Origin of the sequence: Bacillus sp. FSL R5-0443, assembly GCF_038608285.1 — a bacterium.
In the GTDB taxonomy this organism is placed as follows: Bacteria; Bacillota; Bacilli; order Bacillales; family Bacillaceae; genus Bacillus; species Bacillus velezensis.
Map to the genome: position 1 here is coordinate 882501 of NZ_CP152013.1, position 21664 is coordinate 904164.

Consider the following 21664-nt stretch of genomic DNA (forward strand, 5'->3'; position numbering starts at 1 on the left):
GTGTGGGTTCGATTCCTACTGCCCCTGCCACTATTTTATTTATTCATCTTCAGATTATGGCGGTTGTGGCGAAGTGGTTAACGCACCAGATTGTGGCTCTGGCACTCGTGGGTTCGATTCCCATCAATCGCCCCATTTTATCATTGGGCTATAGCCAAGCGGTAAGGCAACGGACTTTGACTCCGTCATGCGTTGGTTCGAATCCAGCTAGCCCAGTTGCATTTTTTAAAAAACAACAGCATAAGATGTATTAAGTTCTTTTACATGTTGCGGAAGTAGTTCAGTGGTAGAACATCACCTTGCCAAGGTGGGGGTCGCGGGTTCGAATCCCGTCTTCCGCTCCAAATTACGGCGGCATAGCCAAGTGGTAAGGCAGAGGTCTGCAAAACCTTTATCCCCGGTTCGAATCCGGGTGTCGCCTTTCTATTGCCGGGGTGGTGGAATTGGCAGACACACAGGACTTAAAATCCTGCGGTAGGTGACTACCGTGCCGGTTCAAGTCCGGCCCTCGGCACCAATTTAACTTTGAACGAACTATGTTAAATTGGTCATCAGTTTTCACATTATAAAACATATATGAGAGTGATTTGCATATTGCAGATCACTTTTTTTATATAATAAAAACGTAATGACTATCAATATAAGTTTCTTGCTTGTATCGTATATACTGCATTACCATTTAAAAAACTTTGCTAAAACCGTTGACGTTTTATGAAATACATGTTATATTTATATACGTCGGTTGAACACGACGCATTACATGCCGGTGTGGCGGAATTGGCAGACGCGCACGACTCAAAATCGTGTTCCTTCTGGAGTGCCGGTTCGACCCCGGCCACCGGTATACAAAGGCTTCTACAATATGTAGAAGCCTTTTTTGTTGTGTGAAAATATCCTCCAAGGCTTGTGAAAACATGATACCTGCTGATTGTATAAATCCGCTTTTTTCAAAGATACTAACAAGAAGTTCTTTGAAAGAGGTGTTTTTTATGGAAGGGACTTGGGCTTGTCTTATCCCATTTATTCTGGTCATTCCCATTTCAATCATTACAAAGCAAGTGCAGTCCGGTCTGTTTGTCGGTTTGCTGGTCGGAAGCTATCTTTTGCATCCCAGCTTGCTTGGCGGGATTGAACATATGGTTCAATATGTCATCAGCAACATTGTCGTCACCAATAATATTAGAATCATTGTGTTTCTATATTCATTTGCTGGCCTTGTAGGGATTATAAAGCTGACCGGCGGGATAAAAGGATTCGTCCATTTGATCAGTAAAAAAGTTAAAACCAAAAAAGGTGCGATGCTGCTTGCATGGCTGTCGACATTTGGCACGTTCAGTGAACCGGACTTTCGCATCGTCACAATTGCACCGATCATGAAAGCTTTAAGCAAGCGTCTGGACCTGTCGAAACAGAAAATTGCGTATGCCATTGAGTTTACGGCAAACCCTGTCATTGCCTTGATTCCGATAGCAACGGCATTTGTCGGCTACATGGTTTCCATTATCGGACAGGCCCTTAAAACGTCAGGAATAGATCAGCCGGCTTACACGGTGTATGTGAAAAGTATTCCCTTCAATTTTTTCTCCATTGTGATTATAGTAGTCGGAATTTATTACTGCTTTTTTAAGAAACAAAAAGCGGACGAAAGCTTAGAAAAAACAGAAAAGAGCGGACAAACTACTGCTCGCAAACATAACAAAAATACGGAACCGATTCCGCGGAACAGGGGTGTGTTGCTTTCAAAAGGATCAGGTTCATTCAACATGGAAACAGGGACGATCTCAGATATTCACGGTGGACATACGGGAATGTTCAAAAGTGATGAGCATGCTGACCAGCAGGAGGAGCTGGATTCGGCGCACCGTGCTTATATTAACGAAACACCGATTCGGCCTTGGAATTTAATCATTCCGATCGGGCTGTTTTTGCTATTAACACTCTTTCTCAGCTGGTGGGACGGCCATTCAAAAGCACAAGGGTTTTTGAATGCTTTTATCAAAAGCGATATGCTTGGCGTCATGTTAACCGCATTATTGGCAGCGGTTATTGCAGCATTTGCTCTTTTTATGTTTCAGCGTTTTCATGCAGGCGAGCTTGTTACCCATTTTATTAAGGGCGGAAACGAATTGGTCAACGTTATTATTATGTTATCGCTGATTTGGGCCGTAACAGCAGTATCTGAAGACCTTGGATTCTCGAAATATGTTACTTCTCATTTAACGTCATGGATCCCTCATATGTTTATTGCGCCGTCTCTTTTTATACTGGGGGCTGTTATATCCTATTTTATCGGGTCATCCTGGGGGACTTGGGGGCTATTAATGCCGCTCGGCGTAACGCTGGCGGTTCAGTCACATACCAGCTTATTATTAGCGATCGGGGCCGTGTTTGCGAGCGGAACATTTGGAGCGTTTGCTTCTCCTCTCAGTGATAATACGGTGACAACCTGTACGGTGTTGGGGATCGATGTTGTGAAGTATGCCCGTTCGAAGCTTGTTCCGGCGCTTATCGCCGCGGGGATCTCCGTTTTGTTATACGGTGCGTTTTCATTTTTCAGATAACAAATACTTTTTAAAGGCGGTATCCGAAATGGGGATAACGCCTTTTTATGAGCTGTTATACTAGAGGAAAAAAGAGGTGATGACATTGAAGCAGATTATTGCAATGGGCGGCGGGGGCTTTTCCATGGAGCCGGATCATCTTGTGCTGGATCAGTATATTTTAGAGCAGTCGGCGCGGTCAAAGCCGAAAATTTGTTTTTTGCCGACGGCAAGCGGAGATTCGGAGAATTATATCGGCAGGTTTTATCAGGCCTTTCAAAAGCTGCGGTATGAGCCGGATCACTTGTCGCTGTTTAAACCGCCGGGTTCTGATCTCAGATCCTTTCTCATGAAGAAAGATATTATATATGTCGGCGGCGGAAATACGCGCAATATGCTTGTCTTATGGAAAGAGTGGGGGATTGACCTTATTCTTCGTGAGGCTTGGGAAAACGGCATCATGTTGGCGGGTCTCAGCGCCGGGGCGATTTGCTGGTATGAAGAAGGGTTGACGGATTCGGCTGGAGATTTGAGAGAGTTAAGAGCTTTAGGATTTTTGCCGGGAAGCTTTTGTCCGCACTATGACGGAGAAGCGGAGCGCCGGCCGGTGTATCACCGTCTGATTTCAGAAAAGAAACTCAGCGAGGGCTATGCCGCTGATGATGGTGTTGCGCTTCATTATAAAGACGGTCAGCTGTTCCGGGCTGTCTCTTCCAGGGAAACCGCAAAGGGTTATCGGGTTTTTAATACCAAAGAAGGCGTTCGGGAAACAGAGCTTATGACCGTACCGTTATCTGAATTTTGATAATATGCTTTTTTTTGTACACAACTTATGTTACGATGAGAGCGAAATCAATAGTTACTGGGGGTGCCCGTCTGAGCGGGCTGAGAGAGAAGCGGCGGCTTCTTAACCCTTTGGACCTGATCTGGTTCGTACCAGCGTGGGGAAGTAAAGGTTTTATTATTGTTGATGAAAACAATAATAGTTTCTTTCTGACTGCAAAACCGGGTTCTTCTTTGAACCCGGTTTTTTTGTGCTGGTGCTGAGCTTGGTTCTGTTATTCAAATGATAAAGGAGAGATTTGTATGCAAAATCAATCAGTACAGCAAGCGAACATTTCCATTATGTCGAGTTTTTCCGGCAGTAAAAAGGTTTATACAGAAGGTTCTTCGCCCGATATACGAGTGCCGATGCGGGAAATCAGCCTGAGTGCGACTACGAGGGCATTCGGGGAAGAGGAGAATGCGCCGGTCCGTGTTTATGATACGAGCGGGCCGTATACAGACCCGGATGTACAGATTGATATTCATGAAGGGCTGGGGGCGCTCCGCACAAAGTGGATTACCGGGCGCGGAGATGTAGAAGAATATAATGGCCGGACCGTGAGACCTGAAGACAACGGTTATAAAAAAGAGGGCCGTGCCGCTGAATACCCCGGCCTACAGCGGAAACCGCTTCGGGCCAAGCCGGGGAAAAATGTAACACAATTGCATTATGCGAGAAAAGGCATCATTACGCCGGAAATGGAGTTTATCGCAATACGTGAGCATGTGTCTCCCGAATTTGTCAGAGACGAGGTAGCCAGCGGCCGGGCGATTATTCCTTCTAACGTCAACCACCCGGAAAGCGAGCCGATGATTATCGGCCGGAATTTTCATGTGAAAATTAATGCAAATATCGGCAACTCGGCTGTTACATCTTCTATCGAAGAAGAAGTTGAAAAAATGACGTGGGCGATTCGCTGGGGCGCCGATACGATGATGGACTTATCCACGGGAAAAGACATTCATACGACGCGTGAATGGATTATCCGCAACTGCCCCGTGCCTGTGGGGACGGTGCCGATTTATCAGGCGCTTGAAAAAGTAAATGGCATTGCCGAGGATTTAACGTGGGACATTTATCGTGACACATTGATTGAGCAGGCGGAGCAGGGCGTGGATTATTTCACCATCCATGCCGGCGTACTGCTTCGTTACGTCCCGTTAACGGCTAAACGCAAGACGGGAATCGTATCCCGCGGCGGGGCGATTATGGCGCAATGGTGCCTGGCTCATCATCAGGAAAGCTTTCTGTACACGCATTTTGAAGAAATTTGTGAAATCATGAAGGCCTATGATATCGCTTTTTCTCTTGGTGACGGGCTTCGCCCCGGTTCGATTGCGGATGCCAATGATGAAGCGCAGTTTGCGGAATTGGAGACTCTCGGAGAATTGACGGAGATTGCGTGGAAGCACGATGTGCAAGTGATGATCGAAGGACCGGGTCATGTGCCGATGCATAAAATTAAGGAAAACATGGACAAGCAGCTGGAAATTTGTAAAGAGGCGCCTTTTTACACGCTCGGGCCATTAACGACGGATATCGCTCCGGGTTATGACCACATTACTTCAGCAATCGGCGCGGCGATGATCGGCTGGTACGGGACGGCGATGCTTTGCTATGTCACGCCGAAGGAGCATTTGGGGCTGCCGAATCGTGATGATGTAAGAGAAGGCGTCATTACGTACAAAATCGCGGCACATGCCGCAGACCTTGCTAAAGGGCATCCGGGTGCACAGATCCGTGACGATGCTCTGTCTAAGGCGCGGTTTGAATTCCGGTGGCGTGATCAATTTCATTTGTCGCTTGATCCTGAAAGAGCAATGGAATATCATGATGAAACGCTGCCGGCTGAAGGCGCAAAAACGGCTCACTTCTGTTCGATGTGCGGTCCGAAGTTCTGCAGTATGAGAATTTCTCAGGATATTCGTGATTATGCGAAGGAAAACGGACTTACTGAAGACGAGGCCGTCAACGAAGGGCTGAAAGAAAAAGCAAAAGAGTTTGCAGAGAAGGGAAGCCGTTTATATCAATAAAAGAAAAGATGAAGATGGAGTTTGCCCATCTTCATCTTTTTTAGAAAAACGGTGAACGGCGAAGCGGCGGAATGCTCTGCTCAAAGCGGAATATATTTTCCGGATCATATTTCGTTTTGACTTGACGGAGGCGGTGAACATTTTCTCCGTAATATGTTTGCAGCCAGTTTCTGATTTCTCTATCAGGCCAATTCACGTAATCTCCCATCGTTTCTCTTGATAGGGACGTTCTCAGTCCTTCGATCCAGCGGACATTTTGTCTTTCTTCTTCAGCAGATGTCCAAGTTGTAATATATTCTTGGGCAATGATTGCGTTGCGATAGTAGAATGCCGTTTGGTCCGGAGCGATCCGTCCGGCCGCCCCGCCGAGAGATTGCTGCCAGACACTGGCGTTTTCGTTCGGAGCGTGCTCTAAATAGCGCTTTAAAGTGGATATTGCGCGTGTTGATAATGGTTTTTCAATAAAGGATCCTGACCGCTTCATCTTTTGCGGCTGATTGCCTCCCGGGCTGTTAAAAAAGGCTGCCGCTTTAATAAATGGCACTGTCTTGACCATGCCGCTTGTCGGTTTTCCCGCTTTCATTAACGGAGCCAGCAGTTCTTTCAGCTCATCTTTTGTCCCGGTAAATTGACCGAGCGCTTCTATGCGGTTTACTTCCTTAGGCCAAAACTGAATTGATGAGGTAAGCCGGTTGTCTATAAATGGAGCCCAGCGCTGCCATGTGTTAAATACTTCCTCAAAATCATCCCAGCCCCAAGTGACAGAAAAAACAGACACGCACGAGATCGGTACGGCTTTAAACATCATGGATGTGATAATGCCGAAGTTGCCTCCCCCTCCTCCCTGAGACGCCCAAAGTAGATCAGAGTGCTTTGAACGGTTGACTGTGATCAAGTCAGCACCTGTTTTTTCGTCCGCTATGATCATTTCGAGCTGGAGGAGACGATCGCAAGTAAGTCCGGCTGTCCTTGTTAAATATCCGATTCCTCCCCCGAGCGTCAGCCCCGTGATTCCCACATTCGCAATGGTTCCCGCAGGAAGGGTCAAGCCGTACCGCCAAAGTGTCTGGTAGACTTCCCCCAATTCGGCTCCCGCTTCAATCGAGACCAGCCGCTTATCCTCATTTACTCTTATTTTCTTCATTTCACTGAGATCAATGACTAGTCCGTCATTTAACAGGGAAAAATTTTCGTAGCTGTGTCTTCCGCCTCTGATACGGAAAGGCACATTGTTCTCACGCGCCCATCTCACCGCATTGAGGGCGTCATGTTTGTTTTGACAAAACACAATGATGTCTGGATATCTTTGCAGGCTTAAATTGATATTGGTTCTCGCAGCATTATAGTCCGGGTCATCTTTTTTGACGATGCGACCGGTCAATGTTGTCTTCTCCACATTCTCACTCACTTTCACTTGTACTCTGCTATGTTTTCTAGCATATGCGGAAAAATGAGAGAGTGTATGAGGAAAACCCCCGGAAGGAAACGATATTTTAAATTGTAGTTGACAGGTAGGGATTGTATGAATTAACATAATCATTACATATTTCCAAACGATGGCTGATCGGATCACCGAAGGCTCTTATCTTTTAAACAGATAAGGGCCTTTTTTGCGTGAAAGTCATGAATGAAATGAAAAGCGGAGGGATGAAAAGTGGCGTTAAAAAAGGTATCACATGTGCGCAAAAAGAGCAAAAAACGAAAAAAGTATAGAAAACACACATTGAATTTCGAACTGCTTGTAGAGAAAAACAAACGGGAGATTATGAGAAATGAGGAACAGATGGAGCAGATTTATATAAAGATAGATGAAAAGCATGCGGGGGTTCGATAAAGATGAAGGAGAGAAAATGGAGGATAAAAACAACGGTACTCGCGCTGTCGGTATCCATCATGTTATCAGGGTGCGCGTTCGGGAGTGCCGGAGAAGAACCGTCATCTGCGGCGGATAAAAAGGAAGAAACACGTATTGCCCATGTCAAGACAAAGGAATTTAAAGCTTCTCATCCGGCGGCGATTCCCGCTAAATCGAAAGCCAGAACTGACACTTTTGTTGCTGGGATTTCCGCGCCGGGCGGTGTGTTTCTGCCGTACTTTTACGAAAACGGCTGGGACGGAAATGCGACAGATCCTATTTTTGAACCGTTAGTCAAATTGGATAAAACGGGGAAGCCTACCCCGGCTCTTGCGGAAAGCTGGAAAATTTCCAAAGATCAGCTTACATACACGTTCCGTTTAAGAAAAAATCTCGTTTTCAGCGACGGTTCACCGCTGACCGCAAAGGATGCCGCATTCACTTTAACACTGCTGCATGATCCTGCATATGCGGGCTATGAAGATATCACCACGGCTTATATTAAAGGCGGTAAGGCTTACAAAGAAGGAAAGGCAAAGATGATAGAGGGCATTCGTGTCCTTGATGACAGAACCATTCAAATCACGACTGAGAAAGTCAGTGCGAAGTCGCTGCTTCTTTTGGGCGGGCAGGTGCTGTCAGAAGCCTACTACGGAAAGAATTATCAATTCGGCAAACTGGACTATTTAAAAGAGCTTTATGCCAAACCGCTCGGAGCGGGACCTTATCAATTTACAGAATATCTTCCGGGACAGGAAATACGCTATCAGGCTAATGAACACTATTATGCAGGAAAACCGAAAACGGAAAAGCTGATTTATAAAATTATCGATCCGTCAACTTCCCTTCAGCTGTTTGAAACGGGTGACCTTGATTACGCTTCTTTCTCACCTGATGATGATACGGTTCAGCATTTAAAAAGTCTCGGTTTTGCCAATATAAGCGTATCTGTCGTGAATGATTACGGGCTTGTGTACGTCAATCACAAGCGTCCGCCTTTTCAAGATAAGGAAGTGTCCCAGGCGCTTATTTACGGACTTGACCGTCAAAAAATCGTCGATGTCCGCTTTAAACGCTACGGAGAAGTCGCGAATGTGCCGGTGTCTCCGGTTTCGTGGGCTTATGATGACAAAGATGTCAATCGGTACGCGTTTAACCCTGAAAAAGCCAAAAAGCTTCTCGATGAAGCAGGCTGGAAAACGGGCAAAGACGGTGTACGTGAAAAAAACGGCAAAAAGCTTGAAATCAGCTATTACACGTCTAAAGCGGATGATGATTTCATCCCGATCGCGAAAGAAAATTACGCGGACATCGGAATCTCATTAAAACCGGAAGTGATGGATTTTAATACAGAAGTAGCGAAAATAAATGACAAACAATATGACCTTGCCGCCGTTTCCACCTCGCAGATTCTTGATCCGAATGACACGGTGGAAAAGCTGGCTTCCGGCCATCCCAATAATGTAACGGGGTATTCCAATCCGAAAGCGGACCGGCTGATAGAGAAAGGAGCCGGCACGCTTGATATCAGCAAAAGAAAAGAGATTTATCACCAGCTGTACCGGGAGCTCGGGGAAAACCCGCCTTACATTCTGATTCATTACCGTCAGAGCGCAAGGGCGGTCAGCGGAAAAATAAAAGGGCTTGAGCCTGACAATTATTCTGGAATCAGTTCAAGTCTCTCAAATGTCTCAATTCAATAGAACGGTTGGGCAAAATACCCGGTGCATCCTGGGGATTTTGCCCTTTCAGCGGAAAGGAGGGGCTTTTTGTGAAACGGTATGCCGCAGAACGATTCATTCAAATGCTTGTGATCTTATTGGGTACTTCCTTTATTATTTTTTTCTTATTCGCCATGCTGCCGGGCGACTATATTGATTCCAATGTCAATCTGACTCCTGAAAGAGCGCAGGAGTTAAAAGCGCTTTACGGGCTGGATCAGCCGATTTGGCAGCGCTATGTGACATGGCTCGGAAATGTGCTCAGCGGAGATTTTGGGTTTTCTTTGAAATATCAGGAGAACGTCCTGTCACTGCTTCGGAAATATGTCTGGAATTCGTTTTTTGTCGCGTTTTTGGCGTTGCTTGTCACATGGTCAGCCGCGATGATAACGGGTGTCATATCCGCTGTCAGGAAATACTCATGGTTTGACGGGATCGTGACGTTTCTTGTTTTTGCTTCCATGGCGTTCCCGTCTTTTTTTATCAGCCTTCTGTTTATTAAGTGGTTTGGGGTGGATTTGAAAATATTGCCCGTCGGCGGGATGATTGATACCGGAAGCACGAGTACAGGTTTTTCGTACGTGCTTGAAGCCGCCAGACATATGATTCTTCCGGTCGTGATTTTATCTATGCTCGGCATCGGCTCGCTGACAAGGTATTTCCGCTCCGGCATGCTGGACGTGATCAGACAGGATTATATCAGAACGGCGAGAGCGAAGGGATTGAAAGAGCGCACCGTCATCTGGAAACATGCGTTGAAAAACGCGCTCATTCCGGCCATCACTCTTCTTGCTTTTGAACTGCCGGGACTGTTTTCCGGAGCCATCATTATTGAACAGATTTTCGGGTGGCCGGGTGTCGGACGTATTCAGCTGGAATCTGTGCATTATCGTGATTATCCGGTTTTGATGGCGTTTACCTTGTTTTTGTCTTGTTTAACGATTGTGGGGAACTTCTTGGCGGATATCGCTTATGCCGCGGTTGATCCGCGGGTCAGGCTGAAATAGGGGGTGTTCGGAATGAAAAAACAAAAAGGGGTGCCGCCTTCTCTTTGGAAGCAGACGTACCGCCGCCTGCTGCAGCATAAGCTGACGGTCATCAGTCTTCTTTTCTTATGTTTTATGTTTTTATTGTGCTTTATCGGGCCGTCTTTTTCTCCGTACATAACAGATCGGACGGATATTTCAAATGCCAATCAGCAGCCGGGAATCCATCATTGGCTGGGAACTGACCAGTACGGGAGAGATGTGCTGACGAGGCTGATGCTGGCGGGGCAGATTTCTCTGACCGTGGGGCTTGCTTCAATGGTGCTGTCGCTTGTCATCGGTTCTTTACTCGGGGCTGCGGCCGGATTTTATCGGGGAGCCGCTGATATGATCATTATGCGCATTGCTGATATGCTCATGTCCATCCCGGGCCTGCCGCTGCTTTTGATTTTGGCTGCGGTGATGTCGGAGTGGAAAGTGCCTTCTGAATACAGGATGTACCTGATTATGATGATGTTAAGCTTGATCGGATGGCCCGGTCTGGCGCGGCTTGTACGCGGACAGATTTTGTCGCTGAAGGAGCAGCCGTTTATGATGGCCGCGGAAGTTTTGGGGCTTAGTGATAAACGGAAAATCCTCTATCATTTGCTTCCCAATACATTGCCGTTATTACTGGTAGCGGCGACTTTGCATGTGGCGGGAGCGATGCTGAGTGAATCGGCGCTGAGTTTTCTCGGGCTTGGCGTTGCTCCGCCGACACCTTCTTGGGGAAACATGATGGAAGCGGCGAATCATTTTATGGATTTTACACTCCGTCCGTGGCTGTGGATTCCGCCGGGAACGGCCATTTTTCTGACCGTTGTGGCGATTCATCTGCTTGGAGACGGTTTAAGAGACGCTTTTGATCCTAAGGTAAAACGGCAGGTGAAAATGAAATGAAAAAACCGCTTTTAGAAGTGATGCATTTGGAAACGGCTTTTTATACAGAGGAGGGGGCGGTAAAGGCCGTGGACGATGTCAGCTTTACGATACATGAGGAGGAAACGGTTTGTATTGTAGGGGAGTCCGGCTGCGGGAAAAGCATGGCGTCATTGTCCATTATGCAGCTTATTCCCGAGACGGGGAGAATCGAACGGGGAGCGGTGCATTTTTCCGGACGGAACCTGTTGGAATTGAAACCAAAAGACATGCAGAAAATCCGCGGCAGCGAAATCGGGATGATATTTCAGGAACCGATGACATCTTTGAATCCGGTGTTTACAATCGGTGAGCAGCTGGCCGAACCGATTCGCGAACATTTATTGCTGAGTAAGAAAGAAGCATGGCGGAGGGCCGTTGAACTGATCACGTTAGTGGAGATCCCGCATGCCGAGCAGGTTATGCACCAATATCCTCATGAACTGAGCGGCGGCATGCTGCAGCGCATCATGACGGCTGTCGCGCTAAGCTGCGAACCGAAACTGATCATTGCCGACGAGCCGACGACAGCGCTTGACGTAACCATTCAGGCGCAGATATTGGATTTATTGCGGGATATGAAAAAGCAATTTCGCACGTCTATTTTATTCATTACTCATGACCTTGGCGTGGTTGCTGAAATGGCTGATTATGTGATTGTCATGTATGCGGGAAAAATTGTGGAGGAAGGACCGGTTGCAAAGCTGTTTTCTGATCCGAAGCATCCGTATACGAAAGGGCTGCTCGCGGCCAAGCCGGTTATCGGTCAAAGAAGGGAGATGCTGTACACCATTCCGGGGCAGGTCCCCGAGCTTGCGGACCTGTCGGGATCGTCTTGTTATTTTGCGGAGCGATGTGAACACAGCACGGAAATATGCCGGAGATCGAGCCCGCATTTTACTGAATTCGGGAAGGGGCATCAGGCGGCGTGCTGGCTTTACAGAGAGGAGAAAGCAGATGAGTGATGTGTTGCTGGAGGTCAAGGGGCTGAAAAAATATTACGAGGAGCATGGGGGGATGAGAAAGACCCGCAAAAATCCCGTAAAAGCGGTTGACGGTGTCAGTTTTACGATAGAAAAGGGAGAAGTGTTCGGCTTAGCGGGAGAATCGGGCAGCGGAAAGTCATCAATCGGCAAGACCATTTTGAGGCTTCATGAAAAAACAGCGGGAGAGGTGTTTTTTCAGGGGCGTGATGTGTTTCGGATGAGCCGGCGCGAGCTCAAAACTTTCAGATCAGAAGCGCAGCTCATCTTTCAAGATCCGTTCAGTTCTTTAAATCCCCGGCGCCGGATCGGAGAAGCCATTGGTGAAGCGATGATCGAGCATCAATTGGCGGTAAAACGGAACGCGCGTGATAAAGCGGCGGAAGTTCTTGAAGCCTGCGGCCTTTCCGCAAACTTTATCGACCGTTATCCGCATGAATTTTCCGGAGGGCAGCGGCAGCGGATCGTGATTGCAAGAGCGATGGCGCTCAAGCCGCAATTTATCATTATGGATGAACCCGTGGCGGCGTTAGATGTCTCCATCCAGGCGCAGATGATCAATTTGTTCAGCAGCCTTCAAAAACAGCACGGGCTGTCATATTTGTTCATTTCTCATGATTTAAGCGTGGTGGAGCACTTATGTACGAAGGTCGCCATTATTTATTTAGGGACGATTGTGGAATACGCGTCAAAGGAGGAGCTCTTTTCACGGCCGCTTCACCCTTATACGAAAGCGCTGTTATCAGCCGTGCCTGTTCCTGATCCCGGAGCGAAAAGGGAGCGGATAATTTTAAAGGGTGATATACCGAGCCCCTCTGATCCGCCTTCAGGCTGTAAATTCCGAACGAGATGCCCGGCAGCCAAGAAGATATGTGCTGAGAAAAGTCCGGCGCTGTCAGAAAAAGGGCTTCATCATTTTGTGGCATGCCACTTCGTATAATTGAGAAAAAAACGGTTTTATTGATAATAAACAGGAAAAACCTGCCGGGCAGACCGGCAGGTTTTTTGATGTTATTTTGGTGATGGCAGTCCGAGTCCTTCGGCAACGCGTCTGCCGTATTCAGGATCAGCTTTGTAGAAGTGGCCGATCTGGCGCAGCTTAATTTCTTCTTTTTCCACAGGTTTCATCGCACTGACGATATTGGCGACAAGGCGCGCGCGCTCTTCTTCGCTCATCAGGCGGTACAGGTCGCCGGCTTGTGTGTAATGATCATGATGATTATAGCTTACACTGTCAGCGAAACCTGATACAGGATATGCCGCCTGTTTATCTTCAGGTGACTCTTTCGGGCCGCCGAAGCTGTTAGGCTCGTAATAGACAGAGCGGCCGCCGTTATCATCAAAACGCATTTGTCCGTCACGCTGATAGTTTTTCACTTCATTGCGGGAACGGTTGATCGGCAGCGCCTGATGGTTCGCGCCGACACGGTAGCGATGCGCGTCATGGTATGCGAACAACCGGCCTTGAAGCATTTTGTCAGGTGAGACGTCGACGCCGGGGACTAAATTGCCGGGAGAGAACGTCGCCTGTTCTACTTCCGCAAAGTAATTTTCCGGATTGCGGTTCAGAACCATGCGGCCGACTTCAATGAGCGGATAGTCTTTTTGAGACCATACTTTTGTGACGTCAAACGGATCAAAGCGATATGTGTTTGCGTCTTCTAACGGCATTATTTGAACATATAATTTCCATGCGGGGAAATCGCCGTTTTCAATCGCATTGAACAAATCTTCCGTATGGTAATCGGGATTTTCGCCCGCGATTTTTGCGGCTGTATTAACATCAAGGTTTTTCACGCCTTGCTCTGTTTTAAAGTGATATTTGATCCAGACGCCTTCGCCTTTATCATTTGTCCATTTAAATGTATGGCTTCCGAATCCGTACATATGGCGAAGAGTCGCCGGAATGCCCCGGTCTGACATCAGAATGGTGACCTGGTGCAGGGATTCCGGTGACAGAGACCAGAAATCCCAAACGGCCGTCGGGTTTTTCAGATGTGTTCTCGGATCTCTTTTTTGTGTATGGATAAAGTCAGGGAACTTGATGGCATCGCGGATGAAGAACACGGGTGTATTGTTTCCGACGATGTCGTAGTTTCCTTCTTCTGTATAAAACTTAACGGCAAATCCGCGCGGGTCGCGCACTGTGTCACTAGAGCCCAGTTCGCCCGCAACGGTTGAGAAACGGATGAAGAGCGGCGTGCGTTTACCGACTTCTGACAGAAATGCGGCTTTCGTATATTTTGTAACGTCATTTGTGACTTCAAAATAACCGTGTGCGCCCGCGCCTTTTGCGTGAACGACACGCTCGGGAACGCGTTCTCTGTTAAAGTGCGCCAATTTCTCAAGCAGATGGACGTCTTGTATTAAAGCAGGACCGCGATCGCCGGCCGTCATTGAGTTTTGGTTATCTCCGACAGGAGCGCCCCAGCTGGTTGTCAATTTATTTGAACTCATGTGATCACCTCTTTAGATTTATAAAAACATAATATCACCTATCATTAAAAAGTCAATATTATTTTATAATGATTATAAAATAATTATTTTTATTATCGAAAAAAGGGTTTGGATTTGAAAGCTTACTTGACTGACGGGAATAATGGGTTTAAGATGAGGAAAAATAGAAACCGCTGACTTGGACACAAGAGGCTTTTATTCTTCACTGGATAAGGGCCTTTTTTTATTGTCAGGCGGTAAGGGAGGCGGCGATTGTATGCTTTTCCGGCAGCATTTTAAACCTGTCGATATTCACGGTCATCTGCCGTACAGCCTTTATTTCGGCAAAAACGATAAGACATTTTCCGATTATAACCGGGAGCGGTCAGATAGAATGAATCTGACTTGGGATTTTCCTGATCCGCATGATGTTGAGGGCGATGACGGCGAAATCGCTTTGATGACAAGATGGGAGAATGAATTAGATAAGTACGGCATTGACGTGCTGAATTTTTTAACAGCAGAGAGCAATGACCGGATGGCGGCGTTTATTCAAGCCAATCCCGCGAGATTTACCGGATTTGCATATCATCCTTTGGAGCGGGAGGATGCGTATGAAGAGCTGAAAAGAGCGGTAGAAGAGCTCGGTCTGAAAGGATATAAACTGTTCGGGCCGCTGACAGACATCGATTTTCATGATCCGTCGCTGAAAAAGCTGTGGACGTATCTGGCTGACAAAAGGCTGCCTGTATTAATTCACTTCGGGCTTTTAGGAAGAGCGGGGGGCATTGTCAGCCATCGCAACATCAACCCGCTCTCCATCTATCGCGTCGCGAGAGAGTATGCTGATATACCGTTCATCATTCCGCATTTCGGCGCCGGATATTATCAGGAACTGCTGCAGCTGTGCTGGAGCTGCCCGAATGTGTATATTGACACGTCCGGCTCAAATCAGTGGATGAGGTGGATGCCGTACCCGCTTGATTTGGAAATTCTGTTTCGAAAGACATCTGAATTAATCGGTGCTGAACGGATCATCTTCGGGACGGATTCGAACGGATTTCCGAGAGGATATGTATACAGATATCTTCAGGAGCAGGTGAGGACCTGCCGGGAAATCAATATGCGGGAAGAAGATATAGAAAACATTTTCGGCAACAACGCGCGGACATTATTGAAAATCGCCCGTCAAGAAAAGGAAGTAAATACGTGATACAGCCGATGCGCTCTCTGGCGGGGTTATGCCGGAGGGCGTATTTTAATCCTTATAAAAAACAGTTGACAAGTCGGAATAATTTGAATTAACATGATATTCAAATTTAAAAACAAACGGGTTGCCGATCGGACCGCCGAAGGCTCCCATCTCTGCAAGCAATCGGAGATGGGGGCCTTTTTGTTTTTCGATCGCACGCGGCAAAAAGAGAGGGGGAAGACAGATGGCTGTAACCATCAGCATACAAGAAAAAGCTTTTGAGCATGAAGGCCGGAAAACGCCGGTGCTGAATGATATTGAGCTGTCAATTGCATCGGGAGAATTTTTGACTGTCATCGGTCCGAGCGGATGCGGCAAAAGCACGCTTTTAAAATTGATTGCCGGTCTTGATACCGATTATAAAGGCTTTGTCACAATAAACGGCCGCAATGTGTCGGGACCGGGCATCCGGCAGGGATTTATCTTTCAGGAGCACCGGCTGTTTCCCTGGCTGACGGTAAAACAAAACATCGCTGCCGATCTCAATATGAACGACCCGGCCGTTCGGAAAAAAGTGGATGATCTGATTGAGGTTGTCAGGCTGCAGGGAGCGGAGAACGCTTATCCGCGCGAATTATCCGGCGGCATGTCGCAGCGGGTTGCCATCGCCAGAGCTCTTTTGCGCGAACCGGAGGTGCTGCTTTTAGATGAACCGTTCGGGGCGCTTGACGCTTTTACGAGAAAACATTTGCAGGATGTGCTGCTTGATATATGGCGCGAGAAAAAAACGACGATGATTCTGGTCACGCATGATATTGATGAATCCGTCTATTTAGGCGATAAGCTGGCGATCCTCAGGGCAAAGCCCGGCCGGCTGCACAGCCTGATGCCGATTCAGCTTCCGCATCCGCGCAATCGGACGTCAGCGGATTTTCAGGCCGTCCGGCAGAAGGTGCTTTCTGAGTTTGAGAAAACGGAAGACCTCCGGTTTGCGGATGGGTCCGGGATATAGAAGGGACGAAGCGAAGTGAAAAAAATCATCATTCTTTTAGCCGCAGCAGTCATGATATCAGCCGGATGCAGTGCAAACGGGACAGGAGGGAGCGGGAAAACGGTGAAAGAAATCCGGATCGGCATCCAGCAGAGTTTAAGCCCGCTTCTCATTGCCAAGGAAAAAGGCTGGTTTGAAGAGGCCTTCAAAAAAGACGGAATAAAAGTAAAATGGGTCGAATTCCAAAGCGGTCCTCCGCAGTTTGAAGGTCTTGCCGCCGATAAGCTTGATTTTTCCCAGGTCGGCAATTCACCGGTCATTTCCGGTCAGGCGGCTGGAATTGATTTTAAAGAGATCGGGCTGTCTCAGGACGGGTTAAAGGCAAATGGCATTCTCGTAAACAAGGGCAGCGGGATTCAGAGCCTGAAAGAATTGAAAGGTAAAAAAATCGCTGTAGCCAAAGGCAGCAGCGGCTTTGATTTTCTCTATAAAGCTTTAGATAAAGCGGGGCTTTCCGCCGATGACGTCACCATCATCCAGCTTCAGCCTGATGAGGCGGTTTCCGCTTTTGAAAACAAATCAGTTGACGCATGGTCCATTTGGGAGCCGTATTTGTCAATTGAAACGCTGCAGCACGGGGCGGAAATATTGGCGAACGGAGAAAGCACAGATTTATATTCTCCCGGTTTCACGTTAGTCAGAACGGGATTTTCCAAAGAACACCCGGATGAGGTTGTCCGTTTTCTGAAAGTGTTCAATAAAGCAGTTGCATGGCAAAAGGAACACAAAGATGAAGCTGTCTCCTTATATGCGAAAATCAAACATCTTGATCCGAAAGTCGTCAGAAACGTGCTTAACAATACTGAGCCTCTCAATGAACCGATCAATGATGATATTGTCAAAGCCCAGCAGGAAACCGCTGATTTTCAATATCAAACAAAAGCGATTCATAAGAAAATTCATGTAAAAGACGTTGTCGACAATTCATTTATTAAAAAAGCGCTTGAAACGGGGGATGGCAAGTAATGAAAGCAGAAGCATCAACGGCTGCCGGCGCAATAAGCCAATCAGAAAAGAAAGCTCTGGCAACTTCCCGGAAGTATTCATACCAATGGATGAAAGGGGTTGTACTCCCGGCTGCGGTCATCGCAGTATGGCAGGTTATCGCAAGTCTGGGCATCGTCTCGACAACGGTGCTCCCGTCACCTGTCGTCATCTTGCAGACGTTTCAGGAACTTCTTCTTTCAGGTGAGCTTTGGGGTCATTTAGAGATCAGCTTATACCGGGCGGCTGCCGGATTTCTGCTTGGCGCTGGCCTCGGGCTTGTTTTCGGGCTGCTGGTCGGTTTTTCAAAGCGGACGGAAGCATATCTTGATCTGTCTCTGCAAATGCTCAGAACGGTTCCGCACTTGGCCGTGACTCCTCTGTTCATTTTGTGGTTCGGGTTTGATGAGACATCAAAAATTCTGCTGATCGCATTGGGGGCTTTTTTCCCCGTGTACATTAATACATTTCTCGGAATCCGCAGTGTGGACGCGAAGCTGTTTGACGTCGCGCGGGTGCTGGAATTTAACTGGTATCAGCAGATGACAAAATTAATTCTTCCGGCATCTCTGCCGAATATCCTGCTCGGCATCAGGCTCTCTCTAGGCATCGCGTGGCTCGGTCTTGTGGTGGCGGAACTGATGGGCTCGAGCGAGGGCGTCGGTTATATGATTATGGATGCCAGACAATTTTCACAGACAAATAAGGTGTTTGCCGGCATTATCATTTTTGCGGCTGTCGGCAAGCTGACAGATGCATTGGTCAGAATGCTCGAACGGAAACTATTAAAATGGCGGAACAGTTATGAAGGGTAACCTATTAAAAAAGGAGAGATTCATATGGAGATTCTTTGGTTTATTCCGACGCATGGTGACGGCCGGTATTTAGGGACGCAAACGGGAGGGAGAACGGCGGATCATCTTTATTTTAAGCAAGTGGCACAGGCGGCGGACAGACTCGGGTATACGGGGGTTCTGCTGCCGACGGGGAGATCATGTGAAGACCCGTGGCTGACGGCTGCCGCTTTAGCGGGGGAAACGAGTGACTTGAAATTTTTAGTGGCGGTCCGTCCGGGACTGATGCAGCCGTCTGTCGCCGCGAGAATGGCGTCGACAATGGACCGGCTGTCAGACGGCCGTTTGCTCGTAAATGTCGTAGCGGGCGGAGATCCTTATGAACTGGCGGGAGACGGCATGTTTATCAGCCACGATGAACGTTATAAGGCGACTGAAGAATTTTTAACCGTCTGGCGCGGACTCATGCGGGGCGAAACGGTGACATATGAAGGGGACCATATCAAAGTGGAAAACAGCAATCTGCTGTTTCCGCCAAAGCAGTCTCCGCATCCGCCATTATATTTCGGCGGTTCATCACAGGCGGGAATTGAGGCTGCGGCGAAACATACAGATGTCTATTTAACATGGGGAGAGCCGCCGGAGCAGGTAAAAGAAAAGATTGAAACCGTTAAAAAACAGGCTGCCAAGGAAGGAAGGACGATGCGTTTTGGCATCAGACTTCACGTGATTGTCCGGGAGACTGAGGAAGAGGCATGGGAAGCGGCTGATCGATTAATCAGCCACTTAGACGAAGAGACGATTGCGAAAGCGCAGGCTGCGCTTCGGCGCGCTGATTCATCGGGACAAAAACGGATGGCCGATCTCCATAACGGTGACCGCTCGAAGCTTGAGATCAGCCCGAATCTCTGGGCCGGCATCGGACTGGTCAGAGGCGGAGCGGGCACGGCGCTTGTCGGTGATCCGCAGACTGTCGCTGCTCGAATTTTAGAGTATCAGGCACTCGGCATTGAGACGTTTATCTTTTCAGGCTACCCGCATCTGGAAGAAGCTTATTATCTGGCTGAACTCGTGTTTCCGCTTCTGCCGTTTCAGAATGAACGGACTAAAAAGCTTGAGCGCAGACTGGGTGAAGCAATGGGCAACGACCATTTTGCAAGAGGAAATAAAGCGACAGTCTGATGACGTCGCAAGGCGATAATTGACGGCGGGCGCTTTCTGCGGTTTCATTTCCGGGGAAATGCCGGCAGTGAAGGCGGGTATTCACCCGCCTTTTTAAGCGCTTAGCTTGCACGATGCTCATATGGATGATATGATACAAAACGTAACAATTACGATTTGATAGGAGTGCTGAAATGGCAAAAAAATCAAAAGTGATCAAAGAGCTCAAGCGGCAGAAGCTTGTTGAACAATATGCGGACATCCGAAGAGAATTAAAGGCAAAAGGAGACTGGGAAGCGCTGAGCAAACTGCCGCGTGATTCTGCTCCGGGCAGGCTTCATAACCGCTGTACGGTGACGGGGCGGCCCCGCGGATATATGAGAAAATTTAAACTGTCCAGAATCGCATTCAGGGAGCTGGCCCATAAAGGCCGGATTCCCGGGGTGAAAAAAGCGAGCTGGTAATGTAAAAAACTCCGGATCTGTCATGAACCGGAGTTTTTGCCGTGCTTATGAAAAGTGAAAACATAAGCCAAATGCTGAATCATCATCAGAATGAAAATCAAAAGAATCGGAAAAAAGGGAAGATGCGGCTGAATCAGCGGATAAAACAAAAGCAGAACGGCTGCGGCCGGCAATGAGAAGTAAACGGCGATATACGAGGAACGGCAAGCTTTAGCCGTCATCATTCGTTCTCTTTCATCCTGCTCCTCAAATTCATCGGGCACAAGCCTGTGCTTTTTGCCGTTTCGTTTTTTCTTTTCGGCATAGATATACAATGCGGCACAAACGGTAAACAGCAGAAACGGCGTGATATTCAGCTCAAATGAACCGCTCCCCTCCGTTTGGAAAAACTGAGCGATCCGCGGCGCCGCTTCCATAAAGGAAATAAGTGTCCAGCAGGCCAATCCGTAGAGTGCAAGGTGAAAACACGCTTTTCTTTTCAAACTCATTTTTTCTCCTCCTCCAGCCAGAAAACTTCCTCCATCGGCAGGGAGAAAGCCCGGCAGATGTTAAGCGCCAATAAAAGTGAAGGCACATAATCTCCTTTTTCAATCGCTGCAATCGTCTGTCTGGTGGCTCCGGCTTCTTTTCCGAGCGTTTCCTGAGAATAGCCGAATCTGGCTCTCAGCTCTTTTACTTTATTTTTCATCATCAGGCGTACCTCAAGTTTTCTTCTTTTTTATATTGTATGAGACTCTTAACAAAATGTAAACCCAACTTAACATGTGGACAAAAAAAGAATTTTTTTCGACAAATTTTTTAACATTCCCTTGACGAAAAAAAAATAAACATGTAATATTAGAAACATCAAATCGGTACTGACAAAAAATAATTTTGATGCGGGTGTAGTTTAGTGGTAAAACCTCAGCCTTCCAAGCTGATGTCGTGAGTTCGATTCTCATCACCCGCTCCATACATACGTTATTAACGCAGTGTTTCGTTTCTCTGATAAACGAAGTATTGCGTTTTTTTATGTGAAAAAAGACACGAAAGGCGTGTCTTTTTATGAAAGCCAAGAGACGGTATGCGTGCCTCCGTGAATTTGTTCAAACATTTTGGTTAAGGATGATAGCAGCTCATCCGCCGCGTCGGCATGAAATGAAGGCGGGAAAAAGATCAGCTGCAGCATTTTCCTTGTGCCGGGCGTGACAGGGCGTGTATTGATATGTCCGGTGAAGTCGCCGAAAACGCCGTCCGGGCCGGAGAAAGACAGTACGCTTTCTTTTTCTCCGATCGTAATCGAAATCGGTTCATCTATTTCTGCGGCGTCATACGCCATGATAGGCAATGAATATTTCAAGGAGAAAAAAAGTATGGTATCATGGGCTGAATTCACACTTTCAATGAATCGTTCCCGGGAAATATCGCCGAGCATAAGCTCCATCGGCGTTTTTTGTCCTGAAAAGGCGGGACTGAGCTGTTCCATTATACGCGCCCACTCTTTTACAAAAGGCTGCTCTTCTATACCGCCGTCAGCATAATCAAAGTAAAGAGATTCTTGAAATAAACGGAGGCGGCCTTTCAGCATTTGCGGAGCAGGCCCGACTTCGATCTGTTCATATAAGACGGCTGCCGCTTTGATCCCCGGCACCCGTTCAGCAATAAGTGGATCTAAACTGATGTTCAAGTGTGTTCACTCCAT

At 47.5% G+C, this 21664-nt stretch carries 20 protein-coding genes, 8 tRNA genes and 1 riboswitch (1 of these 29 running past the window's edge); of the genes, 23 read left to right on the top strand and 5 right to left on the bottom strand.

Going from position 1 to position 21664, the window contains the following annotated elements; genetic code table 11:
- From NYE28_RS04520 to thiC, 10 genes are all read left to right on the top strand, one after another.
- Positions 1-30: transfer RNA gene (locus tag NYE28_RS04520), tRNA-Trp, on the top strand; it begins 44 nt to the left of the window's first position.
- 29 nt (positions 31-59) lie between these two features.
- A tRNA-His gene (locus NYE28_RS04525) sits at positions 60-135 on the top strand.
- Between the two features lie 9 nt (positions 136-144).
- Positions 145-216 (top strand) — tRNA-Gln (locus NYE28_RS04530).
- Positions 217-269: 53 nt separating this feature from the next.
- Positions 270-344: transfer RNA gene (locus NYE28_RS04535), tRNA-Gly, on the top strand.
- Positions 345-350: 6 nt separating this feature from the next.
- A tRNA-Cys gene (locus NYE28_RS04540) sits at positions 351-421 on the top strand.
- A 7-nt stretch (positions 422-428) separates the two neighbouring features.
- Positions 429-517: transfer RNA gene (locus NYE28_RS04545), tRNA-Leu, on the top strand.
- Between the two features lie 245 nt (positions 518-762).
- Positions 763-844, top strand: a tRNA-Leu gene (locus tag NYE28_RS04550).
- 145 nt (positions 845-989) lie between these two features.
- The gene (locus tag NYE28_RS04555; protein WP_124934895.1) at positions 990-2561 is read left to right on the top strand and encodes a Na+/H+ antiporter NhaC family protein; all 1572 of its coding nucleotides are present in this window, start codon (positions 990-992) and stop codon (positions 2559-2561) included.
- An 85-nt stretch (positions 2562-2646) separates the two neighbouring features.
- Positions 2647-3345: a Type 1 glutamine amidotransferase-like domain-containing protein gene (locus NYE28_RS04560; RefSeq protein WP_094031611.1), complete on the top strand. Its 699-nt coding sequence runs from the start codon at positions 2647-2649 to the stop codon at positions 3343-3345.
- A 49-nt stretch (positions 3346-3394) separates the two neighbouring features.
- Positions 3395-3505: riboswitch (TPP riboswitch) on the top strand.
- Between the two features lie 121 nt (positions 3506-3626).
- A complete protein-coding gene (thiC, locus tag NYE28_RS04565) occupies positions 3627-5399 on the top strand; it encodes a phosphomethylpyrimidine synthase ThiC (RefSeq protein ID WP_342490314.1) in 1773 nt (590 codons plus the stop codon).
- Between the two features lie 40 nt (positions 5400-5439).
- On the opposite strand, the gene NYE28_RS04570 is transcribed toward thiC, so the two are convergent.
- On the bottom strand, positions 5440-6795 hold the full coding sequence (locus tag NYE28_RS04570; RefSeq protein ID WP_342490315.1) for an FAD-binding oxidoreductase: 1356 nt from the start codon (positions 6793-6795) through the stop codon (positions 5440-5442).
- 258 nt (positions 6796-7053) lie between these two features.
- On the opposite strand from NYE28_RS04570, the gene NYE28_RS04575 reads away from it, so the two are divergent.
- The 6 genes from NYE28_RS04575 (at position 7054) to NYE28_RS04600 (ending at position 12841) form a co-directional block, all read left to right on the top strand.
- Positions 7054-7233 (top strand): FbpB family small basic protein, encoded by a 180-nt coding sequence (locus NYE28_RS04575; RefSeq protein ID WP_003155431.1) that lies wholly within the window; start codon positions 7054-7056, stop codon positions 7231-7233.
- Positions 7234-7235: 2 nt separating this feature from the next.
- The gene (locus tag NYE28_RS04580; protein WP_160222923.1) at positions 7236-8957 is read left to right on the top strand and encodes an ABC transporter substrate-binding protein; all 1722 of its coding nucleotides are present in this window, start codon (positions 7236-7238) and stop codon (positions 8955-8957) included.
- A gap of 68 nt (positions 8958-9025) precedes the next feature.
- A complete protein-coding gene (locus NYE28_RS04585; protein ID WP_094031614.1) occupies positions 9026-9982 on the top strand; it encodes an ABC transporter permease in 957 nt (318 codons plus the stop codon).
- Positions 9983-9994: 12 nt separating this feature from the next.
- Positions 9995-10900 carry an oligopeptide ABC transporter permease gene (opp4C, locus tag NYE28_RS04590; RefSeq protein ID WP_014417251.1) on the top strand — a complete coding sequence of 302 codons (906 nt, stop codon included), beginning with the start codon at positions 9995-9997 and terminating at the stop codon, positions 10898-10900.
- Positions 10897-11883, top strand: a complete 987-nt coding sequence (locus NYE28_RS04595; RefSeq protein ID WP_059366796.1) for an ABC transporter ATP-binding protein — start codon at positions 10897-10899, stop codon at positions 11881-11883. The genes opp4C and NYE28_RS04595 overlap by 4 nt, the downstream gene beginning before the upstream one ends.
- Positions 11876-12841: an ABC transporter ATP-binding protein gene (locus NYE28_RS04600; RefSeq protein WP_342490316.1), complete on the top strand. Its 966-nt coding sequence runs from the start codon at positions 11876-11878 to the stop codon at positions 12839-12841. The genes NYE28_RS04595 and NYE28_RS04600 overlap by 8 nt, the downstream gene beginning before the upstream one ends.
- Positions 12842-12912: 71 nt before the next feature.
- Here the strand turns inward: NYE28_RS04600 and katA are convergent, their stop codons facing one another.
- Positions 12913-14358: a catalase KatA gene (katA, locus tag NYE28_RS04605; RefSeq protein WP_342490317.1), complete on the bottom strand. Its 1446-nt coding sequence runs from the start codon at positions 14356-14358 to the stop codon at positions 12913-12915.
- A gap of 256 nt (positions 14359-14614) precedes the next feature.
- Between katA and NYE28_RS04610 the strand changes: the two genes are divergently transcribed.
- The 6 genes from NYE28_RS04610 to rpsN all read left to right on the top strand — a co-directional run bounded on the left by NYE28_RS04610 (position 14615) and on the right by rpsN (position 19983).
- Positions 14615-15550, top strand: a complete 936-nt coding sequence (locus NYE28_RS04610) for an amidohydrolase family protein (protein ID WP_039062853.1) — start codon at positions 14615-14617, stop codon at positions 15548-15550.
- A 223-nt stretch (positions 15551-15773) separates the two neighbouring features.
- Positions 15774-16541, top strand: a complete 768-nt coding sequence (locus NYE28_RS04615; RefSeq protein WP_043021596.1) for an ABC transporter ATP-binding protein — start codon at positions 15774-15776, stop codon at positions 16539-16541.
- Between the two features lie 15 nt (positions 16542-16556).
- Complete coding sequence (locus NYE28_RS04620) at positions 16557-17546, top strand: aliphatic sulfonate ABC transporter substrate-binding protein (RefSeq protein WP_043021597.1); 990 nt, start codon at positions 16557-16559, stop codon at positions 17544-17546.
- A complete protein-coding gene (locus tag NYE28_RS04625; RefSeq protein WP_337681269.1) occupies positions 17546-18379 on the top strand; it encodes an ABC transporter permease in 834 nt (277 codons plus the stop codon). The genes NYE28_RS04620 and NYE28_RS04625 overlap by 1 nt, the downstream gene beginning before the upstream one ends.
- A 24-nt stretch (positions 18380-18403) precedes the next feature.
- Positions 18404-19540, top strand: coding sequence for an FMNH2-dependent alkanesulfonate monooxygenase (ssuD, locus tag NYE28_RS04630; protein WP_015417089.1), 1137 nt, complete (start codon positions 18404-18406; stop codon positions 19538-19540).
- 173 nt (positions 19541-19713) lie between these two features.
- Positions 19714-19983: a 30S ribosomal protein S14 gene (gene rpsN, locus NYE28_RS04635; protein ID WP_025284463.1), complete on the top strand. Its 270-nt coding sequence runs from the start codon at positions 19714-19716 to the stop codon at positions 19981-19983.
- A 20-nt stretch (positions 19984-20003) separates the two neighbouring features.
- On the opposite strand, the gene NYE28_RS04640 is transcribed toward rpsN, so the two are convergent.
- The gene (locus tag NYE28_RS04640) at positions 20004-20471 is read right to left on the bottom strand and encodes a hypothetical protein (protein ID WP_012117138.1); all 468 of its coding nucleotides are present in this window, start codon (positions 20469-20471) and stop codon (positions 20004-20006) included.
- On the bottom strand, positions 20468-20671 hold the full coding sequence (locus NYE28_RS04645; RefSeq protein WP_003155407.1) for a helix-turn-helix transcriptional regulator: 204 nt from the start codon (positions 20669-20671) through the stop codon (positions 20468-20470). Before NYE28_RS04645 ends, NYE28_RS04640 begins: the two co-directional genes overlap by 4 nt.
- Before the next feature lie 190 nt (positions 20672-20861).
- On the opposite strand from NYE28_RS04645, the gene NYE28_RS04650 reads away from it, so the two are divergent.
- A tRNA-Gly gene (locus NYE28_RS04650) sits at positions 20862-20935 on the top strand.
- A gap of 90 nt (positions 20936-21025) precedes the next feature.
- Here the strand turns inward: NYE28_RS04650 and NYE28_RS04655 are convergent.
- Positions 21026-21649, bottom strand: coding sequence for a hypothetical protein (locus tag NYE28_RS04655; RefSeq protein ID WP_015239451.1), 624 nt, complete (start codon positions 21647-21649; stop codon positions 21026-21028).
- Between the last annotated feature and the right edge of the window lie 15 nt (positions 21650-21664).

Coding starts and splice junctions, on each gene's coding strand:
- NYE28_RS04615 (WP_043021596.1), top strand. CDS start 15,774: ATGGCTGTAACCATCAGCATACAAGAAAAAGCTTTTGAGCATGAAGGC.
- ssuD (WP_015417089.1), top strand. CDS start 18,404: ATGGAGATTCTTTGGTTTATTCCGACGCATGGTGACGGCCGGTATTTA.
- opp4C (WP_014417251.1), top strand. CDS start 9,995: ATGAAAAAACAAAAAGGGGTGCCGCCTTCTCTTTGGAAGCAGACGTAC.
- katA (WP_342490317.1), bottom strand. CDS start 14,358: ATGAGTTCAAATAAATTGACAACCAGCTGGGGCGCTCCTGTCGGAGAT.
- NYE28_RS04595 (WP_059366796.1), top strand. CDS start 10,897: ATGAAAAAACCGCTTTTAGAAGTGATGCATTTGGAAACGGCTTTTTAT.
- NYE28_RS04580 (WP_160222923.1), top strand. CDS start 7,236: ATGAAGGAGAGAAAATGGAGGATAAAAACAACGGTACTCGCGCTGTCG.
- NYE28_RS04600 (WP_342490316.1), top strand. CDS start 11,876: ATGAGTGATGTGTTGCTGGAGGTCAAGGGGCTGAAAAAATATTACGAG.
- NYE28_RS04625 (WP_337681269.1), top strand. CDS start 17,546: ATGAAAGCAGAAGCATCAACGGCTGCCGGCGCAATAAGCCAATCAGAA.
- NYE28_RS04555 (WP_124934895.1), top strand. CDS start 990: ATGGAAGGGACTTGGGCTTGTCTTATCCCATTTATTCTGGTCATTCCC.
- rpsN (WP_025284463.1), top strand. CDS start 19,714: ATGGCAAAAAAATCAAAAGTGATCAAAGAGCTCAAGCGGCAGAAGCTT.
- NYE28_RS04640 (WP_012117138.1), bottom strand. CDS start 20,471: ATGAGTTTGAAAAGAAAAGCGTGTTTTCACCTTGCACTCTACGGATTG.
- NYE28_RS04610 (WP_039062853.1), top strand. CDS start 14,615: ATGCTTTTCCGGCAGCATTTTAAACCTGTCGATATTCACGGTCATCTG.
- thiC (WP_342490314.1), top strand. CDS start 3,627: ATGCAAAATCAATCAGTACAGCAAGCGAACATTTCCATTATGTCGAGT.
- NYE28_RS04645 (WP_003155407.1), bottom strand. CDS start 20,671: ATGAAAAATAAAGTAAAAGAGCTGAGAGCCAGATTCGGCTATTCTCAG.